The sequence below is a fragment of the Streptomyces sp. NPDC101234 genome, assembly GCF_044767525.1.
Taxonomy (GTDB): domain Bacteria; phylum Actinomycetota; class Actinomycetes; order Streptomycetales; family Streptomycetaceae; genus Streptomyces; species Streptomyces sasae.
This window is the reverse complement of the sequence record NZ_JBIWOA010000005.1, coordinates 35,986-57,993: the sequence shown is the minus strand read 5'-3', so window position 1 is coordinate 57,993 and position 22,008 is coordinate 35,986. Positions and strand designations below refer to the sequence as shown.

Annotated in this window: 22 protein-coding genes; 10 read left to right on the top strand and 12 right to left on the bottom strand. The window is 71.0% G+C overall.

Going from position 1 to position 22,008, the window contains the following annotated elements; genetic code table 11:
- The first annotated feature begins 147 nt into the window (after positions 1–147).
- Complete coding sequence (locus tag ACIRR9_RS10950; protein WP_403749843.1) at positions 148–459, top strand: hypothetical protein; 312 nt, start codon at positions 148–150, stop codon at positions 457–459.
- Here ACIRR9_RS10950 and ACIRR9_RS10945 read toward each other — a convergent pair.
- The 6 genes from ACIRR9_RS10945 to ACIRR9_RS10920 all read right to left on the bottom strand — a co-directional run bounded on the left by ACIRR9_RS10945 (position 444) and on the right by ACIRR9_RS10920 (position 6,886).
- A complete protein-coding gene (locus tag ACIRR9_RS10945; RefSeq protein WP_403749841.1) occupies positions 444–989 on the bottom strand; it encodes an SgcJ/EcaC family oxidoreductase in 546 nt (181 codons plus the stop codon). The two genes, ACIRR9_RS10950 and ACIRR9_RS10945, sit on opposite strands and share 16 nt — an antisense overlap.
- A complete protein-coding gene (locus tag ACIRR9_RS10940) occupies positions 986–1,465 on the bottom strand; it encodes a MarR family winged helix-turn-helix transcriptional regulator (RefSeq protein ID WP_403749839.1) in 480 nt (159 codons plus the stop codon). The genes ACIRR9_RS10945 and ACIRR9_RS10940 overlap by 4 nt, the downstream gene beginning before the upstream one ends.
- A gap of 424 nt (positions 1,466–1,889) precedes the next feature.
- Positions 1,890–2,579 (bottom strand): DUF4142 domain-containing protein, encoded by a 690-nt coding sequence (locus tag ACIRR9_RS10935; RefSeq protein WP_403750519.1) that lies wholly within the window; start codon positions 2,577–2,579, stop codon positions 1,890–1,892.
- 610 nt (positions 2,580–3,189) lie between these two features.
- Entirely contained in the window at positions 3,190–5,493 is a 2,304-nt protein-coding gene (locus ACIRR9_RS10930) for an ABC transporter permease (protein ID WP_403749837.1), read from the bottom strand.
- Positions 5,494–5,585: 92 nt separating this feature from the next.
- Positions 5,586–6,365 (bottom strand): ABC transporter ATP-binding protein, encoded by a 780-nt coding sequence (locus tag ACIRR9_RS10925; protein ID WP_403749834.1) that lies wholly within the window; start codon positions 6,363–6,365, stop codon positions 5,586–5,588.
- Positions 6,362–6,886, bottom strand: coding sequence for a PadR family transcriptional regulator (locus tag ACIRR9_RS10920; RefSeq protein ID WP_123977659.1), 525 nt, complete (start codon positions 6,884–6,886; stop codon positions 6,362–6,364). Before ACIRR9_RS10920 ends, ACIRR9_RS10925 begins: the two co-directional genes overlap by 4 nt.
- 120 nt (positions 6,887–7,006) lie before the next feature.
- Here ACIRR9_RS10920 and ACIRR9_RS10915 point away from each other — a divergent pair, with 120 nt between their 5' ends.
- The 5 genes from ACIRR9_RS10915 (at position 7,007) to ACIRR9_RS10895 (ending at position 13,737) form a co-directional block, all read left to right on the top strand.
- Positions 7,007–8,278 (top strand): ABC transporter substrate-binding protein, encoded by a 1,272-nt coding sequence (locus tag ACIRR9_RS10915; protein WP_403749831.1) that lies wholly within the window; start codon positions 7,007–7,009, stop codon positions 8,276–8,278.
- Between the two features lie 196 nt (positions 8,279–8,474).
- Positions 8,475–10,133: an alpha-amylase family glycosyl hydrolase gene (locus tag ACIRR9_RS10910; RefSeq protein WP_403749829.1), complete on the top strand. Its 1,659-nt coding sequence runs from the start codon at positions 8,475–8,477 to the stop codon at positions 10,131–10,133.
- 66 nt (positions 10,134–10,199) lie between these two features.
- Entirely contained in the window at positions 10,200–11,534 is a 1,335-nt protein-coding gene (locus tag ACIRR9_RS10905; RefSeq protein WP_403749827.1) for an ABC transporter substrate-binding protein, read from the top strand.
- A gap of 5 nt (positions 11,535–11,539) precedes the next feature.
- Entirely contained in the window at positions 11,540–12,901 is a 1,362-nt protein-coding gene (locus ACIRR9_RS10900; RefSeq protein ID WP_403749825.1) for an ABC transporter permease subunit, read from the top strand.
- Positions 12,898–13,737, top strand: a complete 840-nt coding sequence (locus ACIRR9_RS10895; RefSeq protein WP_384557116.1) for a carbohydrate ABC transporter permease — start codon at positions 12,898–12,900, stop codon at positions 13,735–13,737. Before ACIRR9_RS10900 ends, ACIRR9_RS10895 begins: the two co-directional genes overlap by 4 nt.
- A gap of 25 nt (positions 13,738–13,762) precedes the next feature.
- Here the strand turns inward: ACIRR9_RS10895 and ACIRR9_RS10890 are convergent, their stop codons facing one another.
- Entirely contained in the window at positions 13,763–14,887 is a 1,125-nt protein-coding gene (locus ACIRR9_RS10890; protein ID WP_403749823.1) for a sensor histidine kinase, read from the bottom strand.
- Positions 14,880–15,575 (bottom strand): response regulator transcription factor, encoded by a 696-nt coding sequence (locus ACIRR9_RS10885; protein WP_403749821.1) that lies wholly within the window; start codon positions 15,573–15,575, stop codon positions 14,880–14,882. The genes ACIRR9_RS10890 and ACIRR9_RS10885 overlap by 8 nt, the downstream gene beginning before the upstream one ends.
- Positions 15,576–15,662: 87 nt before the next feature.
- Between ACIRR9_RS10885 and ACIRR9_RS10880 the strand changes: the two genes are divergently transcribed.
- Positions 15,663–16,799 carry an endonuclease/exonuclease/phosphatase family protein gene (locus tag ACIRR9_RS10880; protein ID WP_403749818.1) on the top strand — a complete coding sequence of 379 codons (1,137 nt, stop codon included), beginning with the start codon at positions 15,663–15,665 and terminating at the stop codon, positions 16,797–16,799.
- A 37-nt stretch (positions 16,800–16,836) separates the two neighbouring features.
- Here the strand turns inward: ACIRR9_RS10880 and ACIRR9_RS10875 are convergent, their stop codons facing one another.
- Positions 16,837–17,361, bottom strand: coding sequence for a hypothetical protein (locus ACIRR9_RS10875; protein ID WP_403749815.1), 525 nt, complete (start codon positions 17,359–17,361; stop codon positions 16,837–16,839).
- 111 nt (positions 17,362–17,472) lie between these two features.
- On the opposite strand from ACIRR9_RS10875, the gene ACIRR9_RS10870 reads away from it, so the two are divergent.
- On the top strand, positions 17,473–18,564 hold the full coding sequence (locus ACIRR9_RS10870) for a polyprenyl synthetase family protein (RefSeq protein WP_403749813.1): 1,092 nt from the start codon (positions 17,473–17,475) through the stop codon (positions 18,562–18,564).
- Positions 18,565–18,672: 108 nt separating this feature from the next.
- Here ACIRR9_RS10870 and ACIRR9_RS10865 read toward each other — a convergent pair whose 3' ends face one another.
- The gene (locus ACIRR9_RS10865) at positions 18,673–19,029 is read right to left on the bottom strand and encodes a MazG-like family protein (protein WP_403749810.1); all 357 of its coding nucleotides are present in this window, start codon (positions 19,027–19,029) and stop codon (positions 18,673–18,675) included.
- A 25-nt stretch (positions 19,030–19,054) separates the two neighbouring features.
- Entirely contained in the window at positions 19,055–19,600 is a 546-nt protein-coding gene (locus tag ACIRR9_RS10860) for a DoxX family membrane protein (RefSeq protein WP_403749807.1), read from the bottom strand.
- Between the two features lie 120 nt (positions 19,601–19,720).
- Here ACIRR9_RS10860 and ACIRR9_RS10855 point away from each other — a divergent pair, with 120 nt between their 5' ends.
- Together ACIRR9_RS10855 and ACIRR9_RS10850 are read left to right on the top strand one after the other, a co-directional pair.
- Positions 19,721–20,047 carry a nuclear transport factor 2 family protein gene (locus tag ACIRR9_RS10855; RefSeq protein ID WP_403749805.1) on the top strand — a complete coding sequence of 109 codons (327 nt, stop codon included), beginning with the start codon at positions 19,721–19,723 and terminating at the stop codon, positions 20,045–20,047.
- A 71-nt stretch (positions 20,048–20,118) separates the two neighbouring features.
- On the top strand, positions 20,119–21,105 hold the full coding sequence (locus ACIRR9_RS10850; protein WP_403749803.1) for an aldo/keto reductase: 987 nt from the start codon (positions 20,119–20,121) through the stop codon (positions 21,103–21,105).
- Positions 21,106–21,133: 28 nt separating this feature from the next.
- Here the strand turns inward: ACIRR9_RS10850 and ACIRR9_RS10845 are convergent, their stop codons facing one another.
- Complete coding sequence (locus ACIRR9_RS10845; protein WP_403749801.1) at positions 21,134–21,922, bottom strand: ABC transporter ATP-binding protein; 789 nt, start codon at positions 21,920–21,922, stop codon at positions 21,134–21,136.
- Positions 21,923–22,008 lie beyond the last annotated feature (86 nt).

Below are 22,008 nucleotides of genomic sequence, written 5' to 3'. Positions count from 1 at the left end.
CAAGAGACTGTGAACAGGGTTTGACGTGGGCCGGCAGGCCGCGTTCACAGACTTCGTCCGTGGCCACGGTGCATCATGCCGTCCCGGTGCGGCAGATGCACCCTCACCGCTCTCCCGAAGGTTCTTCGGCCCGCCGAGGAGCGTGCGGTGACGTACGTCATCGGACGGACGTATTGGGGTCCAGGCATCGCGACCGCGGCCCTTGCCGAACCGATCGGGATGGAGCCCGCCCGGCCGCTGCACGCCGACGACGCCGCCGATAATGCCGGTCCCATCCGCGTACTGGAGAAGTGCGGCTTCATCGTCACGAGGAAGAACCGGTGCTTCGCCCAGCTCGTGACCGGTGCAGGACTCCGTGAACGCCCGGTAGGCGTTGCGGCTGTCGGGTGCGGGCGGGCCGAAGGAGAAGTCGCCGTGACGGGGTCAAGAACGGGTGCGAGCGGTCAGCGGGAGCGGTAGGCACGCCTGGACCGGCGGCTCATCTCGGTGTTCTGGAACGCCACGCATTCCCAACGTCCGTCGTGGCGACGCAGCGTGAAGGTCTGGAACTTGTCCACATCGACAAGGCTGCCCTTGCCGATGCCGCCGACCGTGGTCACCACCGCCGTGAACTCGTCCGGCATGCGCACATCGATCGGCTTGACCGTCATGCGCGTGCCCTTCTGCCACCGGGTGAACACCTCATGGTGTGTCTGCGCGATGGCGGTGCGCCCGAACATGGCATCTCCCATGAAGATCACGTATGAGGCATCCTCGGCGAACTGCGCGGCGTAGCGGGTCGCGTCACCTGCGTCCCAGGCCTGCCGGACCCGCTCAAGGAACTCCTCGACCGTGTCCTCGCTCTTCGCGGTCATCATCGTCTCCCCCTGCAGGGCGCCCTGCAGGCGCCTCAATCTGTTTCCATTGAAATTATTCCAACCGAAACGATATTGCAAGGCCCACCCCGACACCGGGTCGGACAACCAGGCGGGCCGGAGGGGCCCGATCACCACACCCGAGCGGGCCGCGCCCCCGACTCGACAGCGACGTTGGTATGGACGATCCCGAGCAGTCGACGCAGTTCTGCCTTGTCCTCCGCCGTCAGACCTGCAGTCAGCCGCCGCTCCGAGGCGCCCGCGAGCCCGATCAGCTTCTCCAGCTCCGCCCGGCCCTCTTCCCGCAGGCGCACCAGCTTCACCCGGGCGTCAGCCGGCGACTCGCGCCGCTCCACCAGGCCTCTCTCGATGAGCAGCGACAGCAGCCCGACCAAGCGGCTGGCCGGGATTCCGAGTGCGGAGGCAAGCTGCTGCTGCGCATGTTCCTCGCCGTCACGCAACCCGCGCAGCACGGCGAAATGCCGCGGATGCAGGTCCTCCTCGGCCAGGGCCGACTCGAATGCGAGAGCCGCCGCGTTGCCCACCGAAGCGATCACGAAACCGAGCGGCTCGTCCGCCCCGGCTTCCCACGTAGCAGGTCCCTTCCTCATCCGGGCAACGTAACAGCAGCTGACCGTTTCGATGGGAGCGGGGCGAGCGTACGGGCCGTTCCGGGGACTCGACATCATGGTCGCGGCAAAAGGTTCCCCGTTGCGGGTCTTCCAGACGGCCAACCATCTCGCAGTGGACGTGGGGCACTCCCGGTGACCCAGTAGGGCCAGGGGTGCGTTTCCCAACAGATCCGTCGGCTGCCGGCTACAAGGCAGCCGACCCCAAGGCACAGCAGGCCGGGTGCTCCCCTCGCTGTGCCAACGGTCCACCAGGGCCGACACTCCCCGGCGTACAGCCCGACTCGTCTGCCGCTCCCTGTTTCCGCGGCCCAGAGGCCGGGTTCCCTTTGGGGGGTGACAGGGGACCGGGGCCGAACACTACGACCGCCCGGCCGGCGTAGGCCGCTCGGCCCCGGTCCTCACTTCACCCCACCGTCGGACTCGGTGACACCGTGCTGTTCGCCGGCGGAGTGAGGACGGCCTGCGGCTGGCCCGCGACCGCGGGTGGCGGGGTCAGCTGTTGGGCCGGAAGGTTGGACGAGGTGGTCTGTTGGACGAGGGCCTGGCCGAAGTCGACCAGGCCGGTCTTCTCCACGACCGTGATGTGGTCCAGGACCGTGTCGTTGGCCTGGTCGGCCAGCGCGCGGACCAGCGAGTTCCTCGTGGTGGTGCGGACGCTGGCGATCGTGGTGAGGAACTGGCCGTTCGTCGCACGCACGGTGGTGGCCAGGTCCGTGTCGAACTGCTTGCCGCTTTCCCCGTTCAGCCGGGACTCGAAGCCCTGCTGCTGCGGCGACGGCTGGTTGGGCAGCGTGATCCCCAGCTGATTGGCGACGTTGCGGCAGGCGGCGTCCAACGCGGCGTCCCCGTCGACCAGATGCTCCCCAGCGCTCCTGACGGCCTTCGTTGTCCCCTTCTTCAACGCCCTCTGACCGACGGGGTACTCCCACAGCCCCGCCGAGCGCACCTTGACCACGAAATCCCGGTCGGCTTCCGTCAGCGGTCCGGTCGCCGGGGTGGCGACGACCCGGTCGGGTGCGCTGCTGACCTTCTGGACTCCGAGCATGGAGGGGTAGAGGAGGGAGCCGAGGGTGAGGCTGAGCGCACCACCCACAAAGAGAGTTCCCGCCGCCTTCTGTGTAACGAGCACCGTGTCTCCTGATCCGGTTCTTCGGATCCCGCACACGCAGTCATACGGATACGAGGGTTCCGTAGAACCTTTAGGGCTCGTCATGGGTTCGTAAAGCGACTGGCTCGGCGGCGCGAAGAAGGGCCGTTCGGCCCTATCGGCGGCCAGGGAAGGGACTGTTGGACCCTACCGGGGCCGGGTGTCTCACGGTCGATCATGTAGCGGCGACCGGGAAGGGCCAGGTCCATTCCCGCACTTCTGGTCCTTTCCGGCTCGTCGACGACAGCAAGTGAGGGGGCGGACGCCGTTCGGCCGACGGGACACAGCGCAACGTTCGCGGCGTCACCGGCAGAACAGGGCTCGGTGGCGTACCGGATGACGATTCCCTGATTCCGACGCCGTCCGAGACGACTACGCCGGGGCCCCGTCATGCCCGTAGGCGCGCTTGCGTGCTGCGATGTAGACGTCCTGGACGGACTTGGCGTGGGTGAGTGTGACCAGGTCTTCGAAGAAGGTGAGGCAGGCGTAGGGGGTGCTGCGTACGTGGTGGGGGCGGGGTGTGGGTGTCGCGATCCTCGGCGCGGTGCCGCGCCGCTCAGGCCACCGCGCTCAGCGTGTCCGCCAGTCGGCGTCGTGCGGCGCGGGTTGCCGGGACAGCGGACAAAGCCGCCGCGCCCGCGACCGCTGCCGTGCCGAACACGAGCAGGAGCAGGAGGGGCGGGCCCTGTGCGATGCCCGCGCCGATGCCGCTCGATCTGCCCTGTGTGTTGATCAGCCAGTGGGAGAGGGGGGCGCCCAGGGCCGTGGCCGCCAGGACCGCGGCCAGCGCCGTGCAGCCGGTGGCCGTGACGGTGACGGCGGTGATCTGGCGGGGGGAGAGGCCGATGGCCTTGAGGGCGAGGAGGTCGCGTTCGCCTTCGCGTACCGTGCCGCCGATTGCGGTGAGGAGTTCCACCAGGCCGATCAGGGCCAGGACCGCGATCACTCCGGCCGCCACTCCGCGCAGGGGGGAGAGACCGTCCGCCGGGTTGGTCACGGTGTGTACGTCCAGGCGGCCGGCTCCGGCCGTGGTCAGGCGACGGGCGGCCTCGTGGACGTCGGTGCCGGGGTGGAGGCGGACCTGGTAGAGCGTGGGGGTCAGGCGGGGGTCGTTCTCGCGCAGGGTGTCCAGCGACGTGGAGATGACCCGGCCGGCGTTCTCCGTCTCGATGCTGCGGCCCACGATGTGCAGGATCTGCGGCTGGTTGCCGACGGTCATGCGGACCCAGTCGCCGACGTGCGCGTCGAGAAGGTCCAGCAGGCCCTGGCCGGCCACCGCCTCGTCGGTGCCGCGTGCGGGGCGGCCCTCGGCCAGGGCGTACGGGTACGGATCCTGGTCGGTGCCGAAGCCGCGCAGGGCGATCGTCGCCGTCTGGCCCGGGACCAGCGCGGCCACCTCCACGCCCGGGTAGGCGGCGGCCACCTGCGGGTCGCGGGCCAGGAGGGCGCGGGTCTGCCGGTCGTCGAGGCCCGCGTCGGCGTGGACGGTGAGCGCGGCCGGGAGCCCGATCCGCCCGGGGTCGCTGTGGAAGCGGCTGATGGTGGTCCATGCGCTCATCGCCACGACGATGAGGAGGAGGGGCAGGGCCAGTCGGGCGATGGTGGTGAGTGAGCGGGTTCGGCGGGCGAAGGCGGTGTGCCAGCCCAGGACCAGGGCGGGCGGTACGCGGAGGCCGAGTGCGTGTCGGGCCGGGGCAGAGAGGCGTCCGGCGGGCTGTCGGGTGGTGACACCGGCGCGGAAGGACGGGAGTGGCATGGGTACCGGTGGCACCCGCCCCGCACGCCAGGCGGCCAGGCCTGTCGTCGCTGCGATGAACAGGACCGCGCCGGCTGGGATCGCGGTCAGTGCTACGGCGTGGCCGGGCAGGCCCTGCCAGAGGGCGATCGCGTCCCCCAGGCGGCCGGGGAGTCTGCTGCCCAGGGAGCGGGTCAGCGCGGCCGCGGTCACGGCGCCGAGGAGCGCGTAGGCGATGTGCTGGAGGAGGAAGACGCGGACCACCTGGTCGGGGGTGAAGCCGATCGCCTTGAGGATGGAGATGTCCCGGAGATGGCCGCGGATGCGGGTGGTGATCGCTCCGTGCACTGCCAGTCCGGCGGCTATCAGTGCGCCCAGTCCGAACAGGGCCAGGACCTGGCCGAGCAGCCGGTTGTCGCCCTGTGCCTCGGCGCGTGCCTGCTGCCAGGTGGCGACCTCGCCGATCGCGCCGGCGCCCAGCGCTGTGACGGCTCGCTGTACGGCGTAGTCGGTGTCGTCGGGGTTGGTCAGGCGCAGGCCGATGACCTGGCCGTTCGGGGTGCTGACGACGGAGGGCGGGGCCCAGACCAGGCCTGGCTGCTCTTCCGGGTCGTAGCGCGGTTCGGCACTGTCGGCTATGCCGAGGACCGTGATCGTGCGGGTGGTGCCCAGCAGGGTGAGGGTGTCGCCTGGCTCGGCGAGCAGGGCGCGGGCCAGGTGGCTCTCCAGGACCACGCCGTCGGGGGACGTCGGGTCGAGCCAGCGGCCGGAGACCAGGAGCGGGCGGCCGATCGTCAGGTGCTGGGGGGTGGCGCGCAGTTCCACGGCGGCTCGGGTGCCGTGGGAGGTGAGGGTGGTGGACTCGGTGGCGTACGGGCCGGCCTCGGACTCGACGCCGTCCAGGCCGGCCAGTTTTCCGACCTGCGCGGACCGGGCGGTGTGCAGCCATACGTGCGCGCCGCGGGTCTGTTCGAAGACGCGCTGCCAGGGGTTGGTGGCGTAGCCGAAGAGGGCGGTGGCCAGGAGCAGCGACAGTACGATGCCGACCGTGGCCAGCACCAGGAACAGCGCCTCGCCGCGGTGCGTGCGCAGATCGGAGTGCGCCCAGCGCAAGGTGGCCCGCATACGGCTCAGCCCCTCCGCGAGACGTCGTGCGCCCGTGTGCTGGGCGGGCGCGTGTCGGCCGTTCGCATATCGGTCGGTCGCATGTCGGTCCGTCAGTCCGTCAGTTCGAGCACGCCGGAGATGCCGGTCCCGCGGGTGGGCGTGGCGTCGAGTTCCGCGTCGTCGGCTATCCGGCCGTCGAAGAAGCTGATCACCCGGTCCGCTGCGCTGGCCAGCCGGGCGTCATGGGTGACCAGGAGAATCGTCTGGCCGCGGGCGTGGAAGCGGGACAGCAGGCGCATCACCTCGCGGGTGCCCTTGCTGTCCAGGCTGCCCGCGGGTTCGTCGGCGAGGAGGAGCGGGGGGTGGTTGACCAGGGCTCGGGCCAGCGCGACCCGCTGCTGCTCGCCGCCGGACAGCTCGCCCGGCAGACTGCGGTCCTTGCCGTCGAGGCCGAGTTCGGACAGGAGTGCCGTGCGTTCGGCGCGTGCCTGCTTCGGAGGTACCCCGGCGAGGAGCGCGGGGAGTTCCACGTTGTCCGCCACCGACAGGTTCGACACCAGGTTGAAGAACTGGAAGACGATCCCGATCCGCTTCCTGCGCTCGACCGCCCAGCGGGCCTCGCTCCAGTCGTCGGCGCGGGTGCCGTCCAGCCAGACGCTGCCGGCGTCCGGCCGCTGCAGTCCGCCCAGCAGGTGCAGCAGCGTGGACTTGCCGGCTCCGGACGGGCCGGTGACGGCGACGAACTCGCCCGGCCGGAGGGAGAGGTCCACGCCGCGCACGGCACGGGCCGGGGCGCCCTCGCCGTGGTGCGTTTTGACCAGGCCCTCGGCGCGCAGTAGGGGAGCGACCTGGGCCTCGGCGCGCAGCACAGGAGCGGGACCCTGCGTCATTCCAGCCCCTCCAGTTCTTCCAGCTCTTCCTGGCACCGTTCCAGCCAGTCGAGATCGGCCTGCAGATGCAGCATCGCGCCCTCGATCAGCAGATGGGCGATCCGGTTGTCGCGGTTCTCGGCGGCGGCCAGCTTCGACAGGCTGCGCATGGTGGTCAGGTACTGCCGCCGCTGCCGGTTGATCAGGGCGATCTGGTCGGCGAGTCCGGTCTGCGGAGCGAGCGCCAGCTTCATGAAGAACTCGTCCCGCACCCGGGGCTCGTCCTCGGGCTTCTCGAACCAGGCGCGGAGTTCGTCCTGCCCGGCCTCGGTGAGGTGGTAGACCTTCTTGTTGGGACGGCTGGACTGCTCGACGTCCTCGCCCTCGATCAGCCCCTGCTTCTCCAGACGGCCCAGGGTGACATAGACCTGGCCGATGTTCGGCTGAGGGTACGCGGAGCCCAGCAGTTGCTCAAGGTCCTGCTTCAGCTCGTAGCCGTGGGCCGGACCGCGCGCGAGGAGTGCCAGGAGGGGCAGGCGCACGTGTGCAGTCCTCCTGTCTACCGATTGTGCTCCGCACCCTAGTATCGCCCATACCTAACAGGTATACATGGCCTGCGACTCGGGGTGAAGGTGCTCCGTGCGGTGCACTGGGAGGAACCTATGCGGTGGTGGCGTGCCGCGGGTAGGGGGCTCCTCGCTCTGGTCGTGGTGATGACCGGGTACGTGGCCTCGGGCGCGCACACCGGCCAGGGTGCCGGCGACGGCCGTGGCCCGCTGACCCTGGCCACCGCGGGGGACCTCACGGGCTATCTCGGCCCGCTCCTGGAGGGCTGGAACCGCACCCACCCCGGTGAGAAGGTCACCCTCGTCGAACTTCCCGACTCCGCCGACGAGACCCACGCCCAGATGGTCACCGACCTGCGCGGCGGCGACCGCAGCCGGTTCGACGTGCTCAACATCGACGTCGCCTGGACCTCGGAGTTCGCGGCGGCGGGCTGGATCCGGCAGCTGCCCCGGGACCGTTTCCCGCTGGACACGTTCCTGCCCCGGGTCGTCGACACGGCGACCTACGAGGGGCGGCTGTACGCGGTTCCGTACGTCACCAACGCCGGACTGCTCCTGTACCGCGCGGACATCCTCGCCAAGGAGGGCGTACGCCCGCCGCGCACCTGGGCCGAGCTGGAGCAGGACGCGAAGACCATCGCGCCCAAGTACGGACTCGGCGGCTACGCGGGCCAGTTCCTGCCCTACGAGGGGCTCACCGTGAACGCCGCCGAGGCCGTCTACTCGGCCGGCGGCACCATCCTCGGCGACGAGGGCGCCCGGGTCACCGTGGACTCCGCGGCGGCCCGCGAGGGCATCGGGTTCCTCACCCGCGGGGTGCGCGAGGGCTGGATCCCCAAGGCCGCGCTGACCTACACGGAGGAGGAATCCAAACAGGCGTTCCAGGACGGCCACCTGCTCTTCCTGCGCAACTGGCCGTACGCGTACGTCGGCGCCTCGGGCCCGGGCTCGGCGGTCGCCGGCAAGGTCGGCGCCGTACCGCTGCCCGGGCGCGACGGGCCGGGGACCAGTGTCCTCGGCGGCTCCAACCTGGCCGTCAACACGCACGCCCGGCACCCCGACTCGGCCGCACGGCTGATCGCCTACCTCACCAGCGCGCCCGTGCAGCGCCAGGTCCTCACCCGCGGCGCGCTGCCGCCGGTGCGCGCCGCGCTGTACGAAGACCCCGCGCTGATCCGGGAGTTCCCCTATCTGCCGACCCTGCGCGCCAGCGTGCAGGCGGCCCGGCCGCGCCCGAAGAGCCCGCGCTACGACCAGGTCAGCCTGGTGGTGCAGGCCGTCGTGCACGACGCGATGACCGGGCACGAGACGCCCGCGGCGGCGGTGCGGCGGCTGGCGCGGGAGCTGGCCGCCCTCTCCGACCACTAGTTACTTGTTAAGTAACGCCACGGTTTCTTCTGCGCTCTCAAGCAGCCTATTTTTCCTGATATAGAACCCCAACCGGGCAGTAGCTTCCGTCCTGCTCGTTGACACCCTCTCGACATGCCTACTTAACATGCATGCATAACGGCTGGCTTTACCAGCCGGCCTCAACGGCTGCCCTTCGCACAGACAGGTCAACGGGTTGAACAGGCACCCTTGGTGGCGTGACGCAGTGATCTACCAGGTCTACGTCCGCAGCTTTCTGGACAGCACCGGCGACGGCATCGGCGATCTGGCCGGCGTCCGGGCCGGACTGCCGTACCTGAAGAAGCTCGGTGTCGACGGGATCTGGCTGAGCCCCTTCTACCCCTCGCCGCAGCACGACCACGGCTACGACGTGGCCGGCTACTGCGATGTGGACCCGCTCTTCGGCGACCTCGCCGAGTTCGACCTGCTGACGGCGGCCGCCCGGCGGCTCGGCATCAGGGTGCTGCTCGACATCGTCCCCAACCACTGCTCCGACGAGCACCCGTGGTTCGGCCAGGCCCTCGCCGCCGCGCCCGGCAGCCGGGAGCGCGGCCGTTTCCACTTCGCCGACGGGCGGGGCCCCGACGGCTCCGAGCCGCCCAACAACTGGTACTCCATGTTCGGCGGCCCGGCCTGGAGCCGGGTGACCGAGGCGGACGGCCGGCCCGGACAGTGGTACCTGCACATGTTCGCGCCCGAGCAGCCCGACTGGAACTGGCGCACCCCCGAGGTCGCCGACGAGTTCGACCAGGTGCTCCGCTTCTGGCTGGACCGGGGCGTCGACGGCTTCCGCATCGACGTCGCCGCCGGTCTCTTCAAGCATCCCGAACTGCCCGACTCCCCGGACCCGGAGGCCGACGCCCGCACCCGCGACTCGGTCAACCCTCTTGCCTGGAACCAGCCCGAGGTGCACGACGTCTGGCGCAACTGGCGCGCGGTGTGCGAGGAGTACACGGCCCGCGACGGCCGCGAACGCCTCCTCGTCGGCGAGGTGTCCGTCCCCACCGCCCGCGACCACGCGCTCTACGTCCGCCCGGACGAACTCCACCAGGCCTTCTTCTTCGACCTGTTGAGCGCCCCCTGGAACGCCGACGCCTTCCGCAAGGTCATCGGCGAGGCCATGCAGGACATCGCGGGCACCGGCTCCACGGTCACCTGGGTCCTCAACAACCACGACCAGGTCCGCACGGTCACCCGCTACGGCGAACCCACCCCCGAGGGCAGCGGACTCGGCGCCGCCCGCGCCCGCGCCGCCGCCCTGCTGATGCTGGCGCTGCCCGGCGCCGCCTACATCTACCAGGGCGAGGAACTGGGCCTGCCCGAGGTCGTCGACCTGCCCGACGACGTGCTCACCGACCCGATCTTCCGGCGCACCGGCAGTCGGGCCCGGATCCGCGACGGCTGCCGGGTCCCACTCCCGTGGTCCGGGCAGGCCTCCCCGTTCGGCTTCACCTCCGGCGCCGAAGGGGCCCGGCCCTGGCTGCCGCAGCCCGACTACTTCGCCGAGTACGTCACCGAACGCGCCCTCGCCGACACCCGCTCCTTCTGGCACCTGTACCGCGACGGACTCCAACTCAGGACGCGACTGCCCCAGTTGGGCGACGGGCCGCTGGAGTGGCTGGACACCCCGCCCGGCGTCCTCGGCTTCGTCCGCGGTGAGGGCCCACTCCGTGGCGACGGCCTGCTCCGAGGTGACGGCCTGGTCTGCGCCGTCAACTTCGGTACGGCACCCACCCCGGCCCCCGTCTCCGGCACCCCCCTGCTCGCCAGCGGCCCCTGCCCGGCCGGAGTGCTCCCCGGCTCCACCGCCGCCTGGTGGATCAACGACCTCTGACCCGACCGTCCGACCCGATCACCCGATCACCCGCTCAACTCGGGCTTCCCCGAAGGGACATCAACGATGATGCGACGACGTACCACCACCCTCCTCACCGGCTGCACCGCCCTCGCTCTCGCGCTCGGCGCCACCGCCTGCGGCGGCAGCGGCGGCCCGGTCTCGGCCGGCGGCGGCTCCAAGGCGCTCAGCGGCCAGACCGTCACCGTGGCCGGTGTCTGGTCCGGGGACGAACTGAAGAGCTTCCAGAAGGTCCTCGACGCGTTCAGCGCGAAGACCGGCGCCAAGACCCAGTTCGTGTCCACCGGCGACAACGTCTCCACCGTCATCGGCAGCAAGATCGAGGGCGGCAACGCCCCCGACGTCGTCATGGTCCCGCAGGTCGGCGTGCTCCAGCAGTTCGCCAAGAGCGGCTGGCTGAAGCCCCTGTCCACGACCACCCAGCAGTCCGTGGACTCCGACTTCGCGCCCGTCTGGAAGAACTACGGCAGCGTCGGCGGCACCCTCTACGGCCTCTACTTCAAGGCCGCCGACAAGTCCACCGTCTGGTACAGCCCCGACGCCCTCGACCAGGCCGGCGTCAAGCCGCCCACCACCTGGGCGGACATGCTGAAGGACGGGCACACCGTCTCCGACTCGGGGCTCGCCGCCTTCTCCATAGGCGGCGCGGACGGCTGGACCCTCACCGACTGGTTCGAGAACATCTACCTCTCCCAGGCCGGACCCGAGAAGTACGACGCCCTCGCCACCCACAAGCTCGCGTGGACCGACGCGTCCGTGGTCAAGGCGCTCGGCACGCTCGGCACCCTCTTCAAGGACAAGCAGCTGATCGCGGGCGGCCAGAAGGAGGCCCTCAACACCGACTTCCCGACCTCGGTGGAGAAGGTCTTCGGGCCCAAGCCGGAGGCCGCCATGGTCTACGAGGGCGACTTCGTCGCCGGTGTCGCCCATGACCAGTTCAAGAAGACGATCGGCAAGGACGCGACGTTCTTCCCCTTCCCGGCGGTCGACGGCGGTACGGCGCCGGTGGTCAGCGGCGGTGACGCGGCGGTCGTACTGAAGGCCGGCAAGAACGCCACGGCCGGCATGAAGCTCCTGGAGTACCTGGCCACGCCGGAGGCCGCGGCCGTCTGGGCCAAGGAGGGCGGCTTCCTGTCCCCGAACAAGAACCTGGACCTGTCCTCGTACGGCGACGACGTCACCCGCGCCATCGCCAAGTCCCTGGTGGGCGGCGGCGATTCGGTCCGCTTCGACATGTCCGACCAGGCACCCGCGGCCTTCGGCGGCACCAAGGGCGCCGGCGAGTGGAAGATCCTCCAGGACTTCCTGGCCGACCCGTCGAACCCGAAGGCCACCGCCGCGCAGCTGGAGACCGCCGCGGCCAAGGCGTACAAGGGCTGACGGCCGTGACCGCGACCCTGGTGAAGAACACCAGGCCACCCCTGTCCGGGCAGGCCGAACGCGCCCGGCGAAGCCGCCGCCGCAGCCGGATCATCGCCCTGCTCTTCGTGTTCCCCGCGCTGCTCCTGCTGGGCGCGATGGTCGTCTACCCCGTGCTGTTCTCGATCGGCCGCAGCTTCTTCGACGCGTCCGGCACCCGGTTCGTCGGCGGTGACAACTACACCGAGATGTTCAGCGACCCGGCGACCCTCAAGGCCATCCGCAACACCGTGATCTGGGTGCTGGTGGCCCCCACCCTGCTCACCGGGCTCGGCCTGATCCTCGCCGTGCTGGTGGAGAAGGTGCGCTGGGCGACCGCCTTCAAGCTGCTGCTGTTCCTGCCGATGGCGGTGTCCTTCCTGGCCGCCGGCATCATCTTCCGGCTCGCCTACGACGAGGACCCGCACAAGGGTGTGCTCAACGCGGCCGCGGTCACCGTGCACAACGCCTTCAAGGGCACCGCCGAGTACCCCACCGCCCGCGCCCGCACCGGCCAGGACCTCACGGCCGGGAAGGACGGCTCGTACCGTACGGCCGTGGACCTCGGGCCGGGCGACACGGTGACGCTGCCCCTGGTGGGCGTCGCACCGAAGGACCTGCCGGGCGGTGCACAGCCCGCCTACCCGGCGGCACACCGCCGGGCGGCGGCCGGTGAACTGCGCGGGGTGGTCTACCTGGACTTCACCCCGGGCGGCGGAGGCAGCCCGGGCGTGGTCGACCGCAAGGAGAGCGGGCTGCCGCGGATGAAGGTCGAGGCGGTACGCGCCGACGGCAAGGCCGTCGCGAGCACCACCAGCGCGGCCGACGGCTCCTTCCGCTTCACGGGCCTCGCGGCCGGCTCCTACGGGGTCGAACTGCCGGCCTCCAACTTCGCACAGCCCTACCAGGGCGTCTCCTGGCTCGGACCCGCCCTCGTCACGCCCGCCATCATCGGGGCCTACCTGTGGATCTGGACCGGGTTCGCGATGGTGCTGATCGGCGCGGGACTCGCCGCTCTTCCCCGGGATGCCCTTGAGGCCGCCCGGATGGACGGCGCGAACGAGTGGCAGATCTTCCGGCGCATCACCGTGCCGCTGCTGGCGCCGGTGCTCACCGTGGTGTTCGTGACCCTCGTCATCAACGTGATGAAGGTCTTCGACCTCGTCTACATCATCGCGCCCGGGCAGGTGCAGGAGGACGCGGGCGTCCTCGCCACCCGGATGTGGCTGGTGTCCTTCGGCGGCGGCAACAACCAGGGGCTGGGCAGCGCGATCGGCGTGCTGCTCCTGGTCCTGGTGATCCCGGCCATGGCCTTCAACGTCCGGCGCTTCAGGAGGAGTCAGCGATGAACGCGATCAGACGCGGCCTGAGCAGCGCCGTGGTGCAGGTCTTCCTCGTGGTGGTCGGGCTGGTCTGGCTCACCCCCCTTGCCGGGCTGCTGCTGTCCTCGCTGCGGTCCTCGCAGGACTCGGCGAGCAGCGGCTGGTGGAAGGCGTTCGCCAGTCCCGGGCAGCTGTCCTTCGACAACTACTCGGCGCTGCTGAAGAACTCGGGCATGACCCAGGCCTTCTGGAACACCGTGCTGATCTCGGTGCCGGCGACGACGCTGGTGGTCGTGGTGGCGGCGCTGGCCGGATACGCCTTCGCCTGGCTGGACTTCCCGGGCCGTGAGCCCGTCTTCCTGCTGGTGGTCGCCCTGTTGGTGGTGCCGGTGCAGATCGGCCTGCTGCCCGTCGCCAAACTCTTCGGGCAACTCGGCCTGTTCGGCACGATTCCCGGCGTGGTGCTCTTCCATGTGGCCTACGGACTGCCGTTCGCGGTGTTCCTGCTGCGGAACTACTTCGCCGAGATGCCCAAGGAGATGCTGGAGGCCGCCCGGATGGACGGCGGCAGCGAATGGCGGATCTTCACCCGGCTCGTCCTGCCGGTAGGACGGCCGGCGATCGCCAGCCTCGCCATCTTCCAGTTCCTGTGGGTCTGGAACGACATGCTGGTGGCCCTGCTGTTCGCGGACCCCTCCTCGCAGCCGCTGACCGTCGAACTCCAGTCACAGATCAGGCAGTTCGGCAGCAACATCGATGTGCTGGCGCCGGGTGCGTTCCTGTCCCTCGTGGTGCCCGTGGTGGTGTTCTTCGCCTTCCAGCGGCACTTCGTGCAGGGCGTGATGGCGGGGTCGGTCAAATAGGCCTCCCGCCCCGGAGCCCAGGGACCTACCGGTCGGCCCGGTCGGCGTCCGGGGCGGCCGCGGGCAGTTCCACGGTGATGCGGATGCCGCCTTCGGGGCGCGGGGCGAGGGTGAGCGTCCCGTCGTGTGCCTGGGTGATGGTCTTGACGATGGCCAGGCCCAGGCCCACGCCCGCGTGATCGGTGTGCACGCGCTCGGTGCCGCGCCGGAACGGCTCGGTCAGTGTCGCGGCCAGCTCGGGGGTGACCAGCTCGCCGGTGTTCTCGACGGCGAGCACCACCGACCCGGGGCGGACGTCGGTACGGACCCACACGGTGCCCTGATCCGGCAGGTTGTGGACGATCGCGTTGTGCACGAGGTTCGTGGTCAGCTGCAGCAGCAGCGCCGGCGATCCGGTCGCGGGGGCGATGTCACCGCCGGTCTCGACGGTGACGCCGTGCTTCTCCGCGAGGGGGAGGAGAGTCTCGGTGGCCTCCTCCGCCAGGAGGGACAGGTCGACCCGTTTCCGGGAGAACGACCGCTGCTCGGCACGGCTGAGCAGGAGCAGTGCCTCGGTGAGATCGATCGCCCGGGTGTTGACGGTGTGAAGGCGGTCGATGACCTCGCCGGTGTCGCACGTCGGGTCGGTACGGGCCACGTCGAGGAGCGTCTTCGAGATCGCGAGCGGGGTGCGCAGCTCATGAGAGGCGTTGGCCGCGAATCTCCGCTGTTCGGCGACGTGTGCTTCGAGCCGGGCGAGCATCGTGTCGAAGGCGTCGGCGAGCTCACGGAACTCGTCGTTGCGGCCCGGCAGCCGGATCCGGTGCGCGAGCGATCCGTTCGTGGCCAGGCGGGTGGCCTCGGTGATACGGGTCAGCGGGGCGAGCATCCGGCCGGCCAGGATCCACCCGCCCACGAGGCCGAACACCAGCAGGAACGCCATCACCGCGGCCGCCCGTGGCAGGAAGACGTGCACGAGGTTGTACCGGACGGGAAAGACACCGTCGGTCCCCGCGGTGTCGTCGCGGGCGATGAGCACGGCACGGTCGGGGACGTAGCGCAGGAGGAACAGCCACACGGCGCCGAGCAGCAGGGCGCCCGCGAGCATGAGGAACCCGGCGTAACTGAGGGTGAGCCTGACGCGGACGCTCGGACCAGGGAGCCTATCCATGGTCTCCTCCCTCGGCTCCGGCCTGCGGCGGTGTGTCGATGCGGTAGCCGACGCCCGGCGCCGTGGCGATCAGCCAGGGTTCGCCGAGTCGTTTGCGCAGTGCCGAGACGGTGATGCGCACGGCGTTGGTGAACGGGTCGGCGTTCTCGTCCCACGCGCGCTCCAGGAGTTCCTCGGCGCTGACGACACCGCCTTCCGCGGCGACCAGGACTTCGAGCACGGCGAACTGTTTCCTGGTCAGCGCGACATAGCGGCCGTCCCGGTAGACCTCCCTGCGGAACGGATCCACCCGCAGCCCGGCGATCTCCCGCACGGGCGGCCTGCTGTGGGCCCGCCTGCGGTCGAGGGCTCTGAGCCTGAGCACGAGCTCCTGGAGTTCGAAGGGCTTCGTGAGGTAGTCGTCGGCGCCGAGTTCGAACCCGGACGCCTTGTCGTCGAGTCGGTCGGCCGCGGTGAGCATCAGGATCGGCATGCCGCTGCCGGAGGCGACGATCCGTTCGGCGACCTCGTCACCGGACGGGCCGGGGATGTCGCGGTCGAGGACGGCGATGTCGTAGGCGTTGACGCCCAGCAGTTCCAGAGCCGTACCGCCGTCACCCGCGATGTCGGCCGCGATCGCCGCCAGGCGCAGCCCGTCGCGGATGGCTTCCGCCAGATATGGCTCGTCCTCGACGATCAGCACACGCATGCCGTCAAGGCTACGAGCCGGCACATATCGCCGGCGTATCGAAAACGGCATACATGCAGGCAACACGGCAGCGCCTTGACTGGCCGCATGAATCAAGCGACCGGCAGTGAACGAGGTCGGACGGTGCTGCCGCCGGACACGGCCGAGACGGGTCAGGAGGACACCGGCCGCAGCGACACCGGAGCCGAAGACACCGGCCGCAGTGGTACCGGCACCCGCCGCGCGCACATCCGCAGAGTGATCGGCCGCGTGACCCGGCCGGAGCCCTGGAAGCACGGCCCGGTGCCGGCCGCGCTGGCGCTGCTGCTCGGGCTGCTGATGCTGCTGCACGCGCGGATCACGGACCGCGGGGGCCTCGGCAGCCTGGTGGAGAGCCTCCTGCCGTGGTGCGGCCTGTTCGTCCCGGTGCTGCTGGCCGGGGCGCTCTGGCGCCGCTCCGCCTCCGCGGTGGTCGCGCTGCTGCTGCCGGTGACGGTGTGGCTGAACCTCTTCGGGGGGCTGCTCGTCGACAAGTCCCACCCCGGCGGCGACCTCACCCTGGTCAGCCACAACGTCAGCGCCGACAACCCCGACCCGGCCGGCACCGCGCGGGACCTGGCCGCCTCCGGTGCCGACCTGCTGGCGCTGGAGGAAATCACCCCGCAGGCCCGGAGCGGGTACGAGAAGGCGCTGGCGAAGACGTACCCGTTCCACACGGTGCTGGGCACGGTCGGGCTGTGGAGCAGGCTGCCGCTGTCGGACACCCGGCCGGTCGACATCGAGACGGACTACGGGCCGCTGGCGGCCACCAAGCCGGCCGACGTCAAGCTGGCCTACAACCGGGCGCTGCGCGCGACCGTCACCACGGACAAGGGGCCGCTCGCGGTGTATGTGGCCCATCTGGGGTCCGTACGCGTGCTGCCCAGCAGCGGCTTCTGGACGGAGAGCCGGGACCGCGGCGCGAAGGCGCTCGCCGAGGCCGTCGCCGCCGAGCCGGACCAGCGGACGGTGCTGCTCGGCGACCTGAACGGCACCACGGACGACCGCGCGTTCGCCGGCCTCACCTCGCGGCTGCGCTCGGCCCAGGAGACGGCCGGGGACGGCTTCGGCTTCAGCTGGCCGGCGACGTTCCCGGTGGCACGGATCGACCAGATCCTGGTCCGCGGTGTGCGGCCGGAGAGCTCCTGGGTGCTGTCGGCCACCGGCAGCGACCATCTGCCGGTGGCGGCCCGCATCAGCTGGTGACCAACGCGCCGAGGTCACGGATCCGCCGCCGGAGGTTTCAGCTCAGGTCCCGGCAGATCGGCCGCAGTACGTGCCCGGCGGAGCAGGACCATTCCGCCACCCCCGCCGTGCTGGAGGGATGGACGCCGAGCCGGTGGGCCGGGCAGGTGGGCCATACCGTCCAGCCCGGGTAGGCCACGTAGGTCTGGACGCCGTCGGCCGCCTCGGCGAGGACGCCCTGCGCGTCGACCGAAAAGATGTGGGTGCCCTCCACCGAGATCTTGCCCAGGCTGTACGGGAGGTCGGGCTCCATCACGTCGATGACGATGTCGGGTGCCCGATGCCCGGCGGCGCGGATGTCCCGTATCAGCGCGGCCACGGATGACTCCGCCAGGAGGGTACGGCGCGCCATGACATGCGGGGCCAGGTGGGCGGTGGTCATCTCCCCGTTGTCGCGGAAGAGGGAGTACAGCCACTCGCCGACGGCCGGATCCCGGTGGAAGGGGTCGAAGTCCACCTCGATGTCGTCGCGCAGGCGCGTCAGCCAGCGCGTGAACGCCTGGCGGTACTGGTCGTCCGGCAAGTCGGCTCTCCTGGGGCTTTGCACACAGTGCCGGTCCAGACGGCTGGCAGGGGGTGCGATTCTAGGACCGCCGCCGACCGCCGTCGCACCCCGCCCCACAGGAGCCCCGCCATGCCCGCCCCTGCCCCTGTCAACGAGCAGTTGATGGCCCGTCTCGACGGTCACACCCGGACCTTCGAGACGCTCTTCGCGGAGTACTTCGACTCTCTGGGCGGCGCGCTCGACACACCGCCGTTCAGCCGCTTCACCCCCGAATGCCTGGGGCTGCTGCGGGAGTTGTCCCTGCGGGGCGGCAAGCGGATCCGGGTGGTGATCCTCAACGAGGCGGCGCGGCTGGTGACGGGCGAACCCGTGCCGGGACTGGAGCACGCGGCCCTGAGCCTCGAACTGCTGCACACCCACGGGCTCGTCCACGACGACCTCATCGACGACAGCCCCACCCGGCGAGGCGGACCCTCCACCTACTACGCCTACCGCGACCGGTTCCCCCAGCACCCCCGGACGGCGCTCGGACTGACCGTGCTCGCCGGTGACCTCGCGCTGGCACTGTCCCTGCGGGTGCTCCTCGACTCGAAGGCCGAACCGCCGGTCCGGCAGGCCATGATCGAGGCGCAGACCAGGGCGGCCGCGGAGACGATCACCGGGCAGATCGCCGACCTGGAACGCGACCTCACCGCCGGGCCGCCGGACACCGAGGTCCTGTACCAGGTGGACGACTTCAAGTCCGCGCGCTATTCGCTGCTCGCGCCCCTGGAGCTGGGGTTGCTGGCAGCCGGTGAGCAACCGGGGCGTCACGTAGGTGAGTTGCGGCGCTACGCACGGCTGGTCGGCATCTGCGCGCAGATGCGGGACGACTATCTGGACCTGTTCGGGGACGAGGAGGAGACGGGCAAGCCGACCGGGACCGATCTCCGCGACGGGAAGCGCAGTCATGTCGTGGCCGCCCTGCTGTCCTCGCTGGACGGGGCGGAGCGGTCCGTGGTGGAAGCCTGCATCGGCGATGCCTCCTGCACCGACGAGCGGATCGCCGTCGTCCGGGAGATCGCCGAGGAGCGTGGTGTGGCCGGCCGACTGCGGGCGGAGATGCGGGACTTCGCGGAACAGGCCGCCCTGGTGGCCGCCGGCTGGCGGTCACGCTGGCGGGGCGAGGCGGTCGCGTTCTTCGAGCTGCTGCCGTACTGGAGTGTCGAGCGCTCGCACTGAACCACGCGAACCGGCATCGTCTGAACCCGGTCGGGCGTCTCCGGGCCTCGGTCGGGCGTCTCCTGGCCTCGGTCGGGCGTCTCCGGGCCCCGGACTGCCGGGCAGGTCCTACGGCGCGGCCGGGCCCAGCGGGCGTTCGGTCACCCGCGCCAGGTGGCGGGCGAACACCTCCTCCGCGTCCGGGGTCAGCGTCCGCAGCGCCACCAGTGCCGTGATCGCCACGTCGCACAGCTCGCCCTGCACGTCCTCCCAGGTGTGGGTGACGCCCTTGCGGGGGTTCTGGCCGGTCGCGCCGATGACCGCCTCGGCGACCTCGCCGACCTCCTCGGAGAGCTTGAGGATGCGCAGCAGTACGCCCTCGGGGCCGGCGTGCTTGCGGGTCGCCTCCAGGCGGGCCCAGAGTTCGTTCACGGTCGGCCACAGATCGACGGAGGCCGTGGTGTCGGGGGTGTCCTGGTCGCTCATGGACCGTAGCTTGCCCCACCTGCCGCTACTCCTCGAACAGCGCCTCCTGCTCCCCCTCCTTCTCCCGCCGCACCCGCCGGTTCCGCGCCCCGATCACCACCGCCGTCACCGCCGCCGTCACGCCCAGCGCCGCCGGGACCATCCAGCCCCGGTCGAAGACATGGCCGCACGCGTGGTCCAGGGAGAGCCGGCCGGGTCCCGAGACGGCCAGCCCCGCCGCGGCCAGGCCCAGGGTCGCCGCGTACTCGTAACCGCCCTCCTGGGCGAAGAACCCGTTCGGCACGTTCAGCGCCGCCGCGCCCGCCATCGCCCCGGCCGCCGCGGCACCCGCCGACGGGGTCGCCAGGCCCAGTGCCAGCAGCGTTCCGCCGCCCGCCTCCGCCAGCCCCGCCGCCATCGCGCTCTGCTTCCCGGGCGCGTACCCGACCGACTCCATGAACTGGCCCGTGCCCTCGATCCCGCCCCCGCCGAACCAGCCGAACAGCTTCTGCGCGCCGTGCGCGGCCAGCACCCCGCCGGTCCCCAGCCGGAGCAGCAGCAGGCCCACATCGCGTCGGTCACAGCAGGTCACGGCGGCTCCTCGGGCGACGGGTGCGATCAGGCCTCCACCGTCGCACCGGGACACCCGGGTGGCCCGTCCGCGCCGCCGTTCGGGTGGCGGGCCTGCGGCCGCGGTGTGAGGCTGGCTGGCATGACGATCAAGACAGCCAAACTCAGCGACCCGGCCGTCCGGGCCTTCGTCGCCGCGGTCAACGCCCACGACCGGGAGGGCTTCCTGCACCTTCTCGCGCCCGACGCGACCATGGCGGACGACGGGGCGGACCGTGACCTCGCCGACTGGATCGACCGCGAGATCTTTTCCTCCAACGGTCACATGGACGTCGAGAACGAGACCGACAGGGGCCGCTCCCTCGTCGCCCGCTACCGCAACGACGCCTGGGGCGAGATGCGCACCCGGTGGACCTTCACCGTCGAGGACGACGGGCGGATCTCCCGCTTCGAGACCGGCCAGGCCTGACGCTTCGAGACCGGCCAGGCCTGACAACTCCCTTGCCTTCGTGTGCGCTTCAACTCCTAGCGTCCACAGGTATGGAAACCGACAGCACCACCAGGACCCTGGGACGTTCCGGCATCCGCGTCAGTGCGCTCGGCTTCGGCTGCTGGGCCATCGGCGGTGAGTGGCAGGACGCGGCCGGGCAGCCGCTCGGCTGGGGGAAGGTCGACGACGAGGAGTCCGTGCGGGCGATCCACCGCGCCCTCGACCTCGGTGTCACCTTCTTCGACACCGCCGACACCTACGGCACCGGACACAGCGAGCGCATCCTCGGCCGGGCCCTCGGCAAGCGGCGGGACGATGTCGTCGTCGCCACCAAGTGGGGCAACGTCTTCGACGAGGAGAGCCGTACGCTCACCGGCCGCGACGACTCCCCGGCCCATGTCCGCCGCGCCCTCACCGCCTCCCTGCGCCGCCTCGGCACCGACCGCGTCGACCTCTACCAGCTCCACATCTCCGACGCCGACCCGGCCCGCGCCGCCGAACTCCGGGATGTCTGCGAGGAGTTGGTCGGCGAGGGGCTGATCCGGGCCTACGGCTGGAGCACCGACGACCCCGCCCGCGCCGCCGTCTTCGCCGAGGGACCGCACTGCACGGCCGTCCAGCACACCCTCAACGTGCTCCAAGACGCGCCTGAACTCATCGCCCTGAGTGAGGAGTTGGAGCTCGCCGCCATCAACCGCAGTCCGCTGGCCATGGGGTTGCTCGCCGGACGGCGGGCGGGGGCCGCGGCCGGGGACATCCGCAGCAGGCCGCCGGCCTGGCTGCCCGGGTTCGGGGCCGGGGCCGGGGCCGACCCCGAGTGGCTCGACCGGATCGACGCCGTGCGGGAGATCCTCACCAGCGGCGGGCGGACCCTCGCGCAGGGTGCCCTCGCCTGGATCTGGGCACGCAGCCCGCGCACGGTCCCCATCCCCGGCTTCCGGTCCGTCGCCCAGGCCGAGGACAACGCCGGCGCGATGGCGAAGGGGCCGCTCACCGCCGAGCAGCTGGCCGGGATCGACCAGCTCCTCGGGCGGTGAGCGACCCCGGGCCGCTCCCTGCCGACGGTCAGTAGCCCTGGCCACCGCCGTGCTGCTGCTGTACGTAGGGCTGCTGGTCGTACGCCGCCTGCTGCGGCCGGCCGCCCTGCCCCGCCGCCTGCTGCGCGAACCGCTGTCCGCCGCCCTGCTCGGTGAGGGTGATCTGGCCGGCCTTGATGGTGGCCAGGCGCGGGGCGCGGCGGGCGATGGAGGAGTCGTGGGTGACCATGATGAAGGTCAGCCCGTACTCGTGCCACAGCCCCTCCAGCAGGGCCATGATGTCGTCGCGGGTGCCCTCGTCGAGGTTGCCGGTGGGCTCGTCGGCGAGCAGCACCTTCGGCTTCTTCACCAGCGCGCGGGCGATCGCGACGCGCTGCTGCTGGCCGCCGGAGAGCTCGGAGGGGGCGTGCCCGAGGCGCTCACCGAGACCGACCGAGCGCAGCGCCTCGGCGGCCCGCTCACGGCGCTCGGCAGGCTTGACGCCGAGCGGGACGAGCGCCGTCTCCACGTTCTCCTGGGCCGTCAGCGTCGGGATCAGGTTGAACGACTGGAAGATGATGCCGATCTTCTCGGCGCGCAGCCGGGTCAGCTTGGTCTCGCTGATCCGGGCGAGGTCCTCGCCGTCCAGCTCGACACTGCCCTCGGTGGGGCGGTCGAGTCCGCCGATCATCTGCAGCAGCGTCGACTTGCCGCCGCCGGTCGGGCCCTGGATGACGAGCTGGTCGCCGTCCTCGATGGTCAGGTCGATGCCGCGCAGCGCCTCGACCGTCTCCTTGCCCCGCGTGTAGCGCTTGGTGACACCGGTGAGTCTGTACATGGGTTCTCCACAGGGTGGTAAGGCCGCAGGTGGTAGGGGGGTGGGGCGCCGCGTCCCGGGGGGAACGGAGGCGGCGCCCCGGCTCG

Excerpts from the sequence above, each read along its gene's own strand:
- ACIRR9_RS10855 (WP_403749805.1), top strand. The coding sequence starts at position 19,721 with ATGACGATCAAGACAGCCAAACTCAGCGACCCGGCCGTCCGGGCCTTC.
- ACIRR9_RS10865 (WP_403749810.1), bottom strand. The coding sequence starts at position 19,029 with ATGAGCGACCAGGACACCCCCGACACCACGGCCTCCGTCGATCTGTGG.
- ACIRR9_RS10880 (WP_403749818.1), top strand. The coding sequence starts at position 15,663 with ATGAATCAAGCGACCGGCAGTGAACGAGGTCGGACGGTGCTGCCGCCG.
- ACIRR9_RS10885 (WP_403749821.1), bottom strand. The coding sequence starts at position 15,575 with ATGCGTGTGCTGATCGTCGAGGACGAGCCATATCTGGCGGAAGCCATC.
- ACIRR9_RS10925 (WP_403749834.1), bottom strand. The coding sequence starts at position 6,365 with ATGACGCAGGGTCCCGCTCCTGTGCTGCGCGCCGAGGCCCAGGTCGCT.
- ACIRR9_RS10845 (WP_403749801.1), bottom strand. The coding sequence starts at position 21,922 with ATGTACAGACTCACCGGTGTCACCAAGCGCTACACGCGGGGCAAGGAG.
- ACIRR9_RS10850 (WP_403749803.1), top strand. The coding sequence starts at position 20,119 with ATGGAAACCGACAGCACCACCAGGACCCTGGGACGTTCCGGCATCCGC.
- ACIRR9_RS10895 (WP_384557116.1), top strand. The coding sequence starts at position 12,898 with ATGAACGCGATCAGACGCGGCCTGAGCAGCGCCGTGGTGCAGGTCTTC.
- ACIRR9_RS10915 (WP_403749831.1), top strand. The coding sequence starts at position 7,007 with ATGCGGTGGTGGCGTGCCGCGGGTAGGGGGCTCCTCGCTCTGGTCGTG.
- ACIRR9_RS10930 (WP_403749837.1), bottom strand. The coding sequence starts at position 5,493 with ATGCGGGCCACCTTGCGCTGGGCGCACTCCGATCTGCGCACGCACCGC.
- ACIRR9_RS10940 (WP_403749839.1), bottom strand. The coding sequence starts at position 1,465 with ATGAGGAAGGGACCTGCTACGTGGGAAGCCGGGGCGGACGAGCCGCTC.
- ACIRR9_RS10890 (WP_403749823.1), bottom strand. The coding sequence starts at position 14,887 with ATGGATAGGCTCCCTGGTCCGAGCGTCCGCGTCAGGCTCACCCTCAGT.
- ACIRR9_RS10870 (WP_403749813.1), top strand. The coding sequence starts at position 17,473 with ATGCCCGCCCCTGCCCCTGTCAACGAGCAGTTGATGGCCCGTCTCGAC.
- ACIRR9_RS10905 (WP_403749827.1), top strand. The coding sequence starts at position 10,200 with ATGATGCGACGACGTACCACCACCCTCCTCACCGGCTGCACCGCCCTC.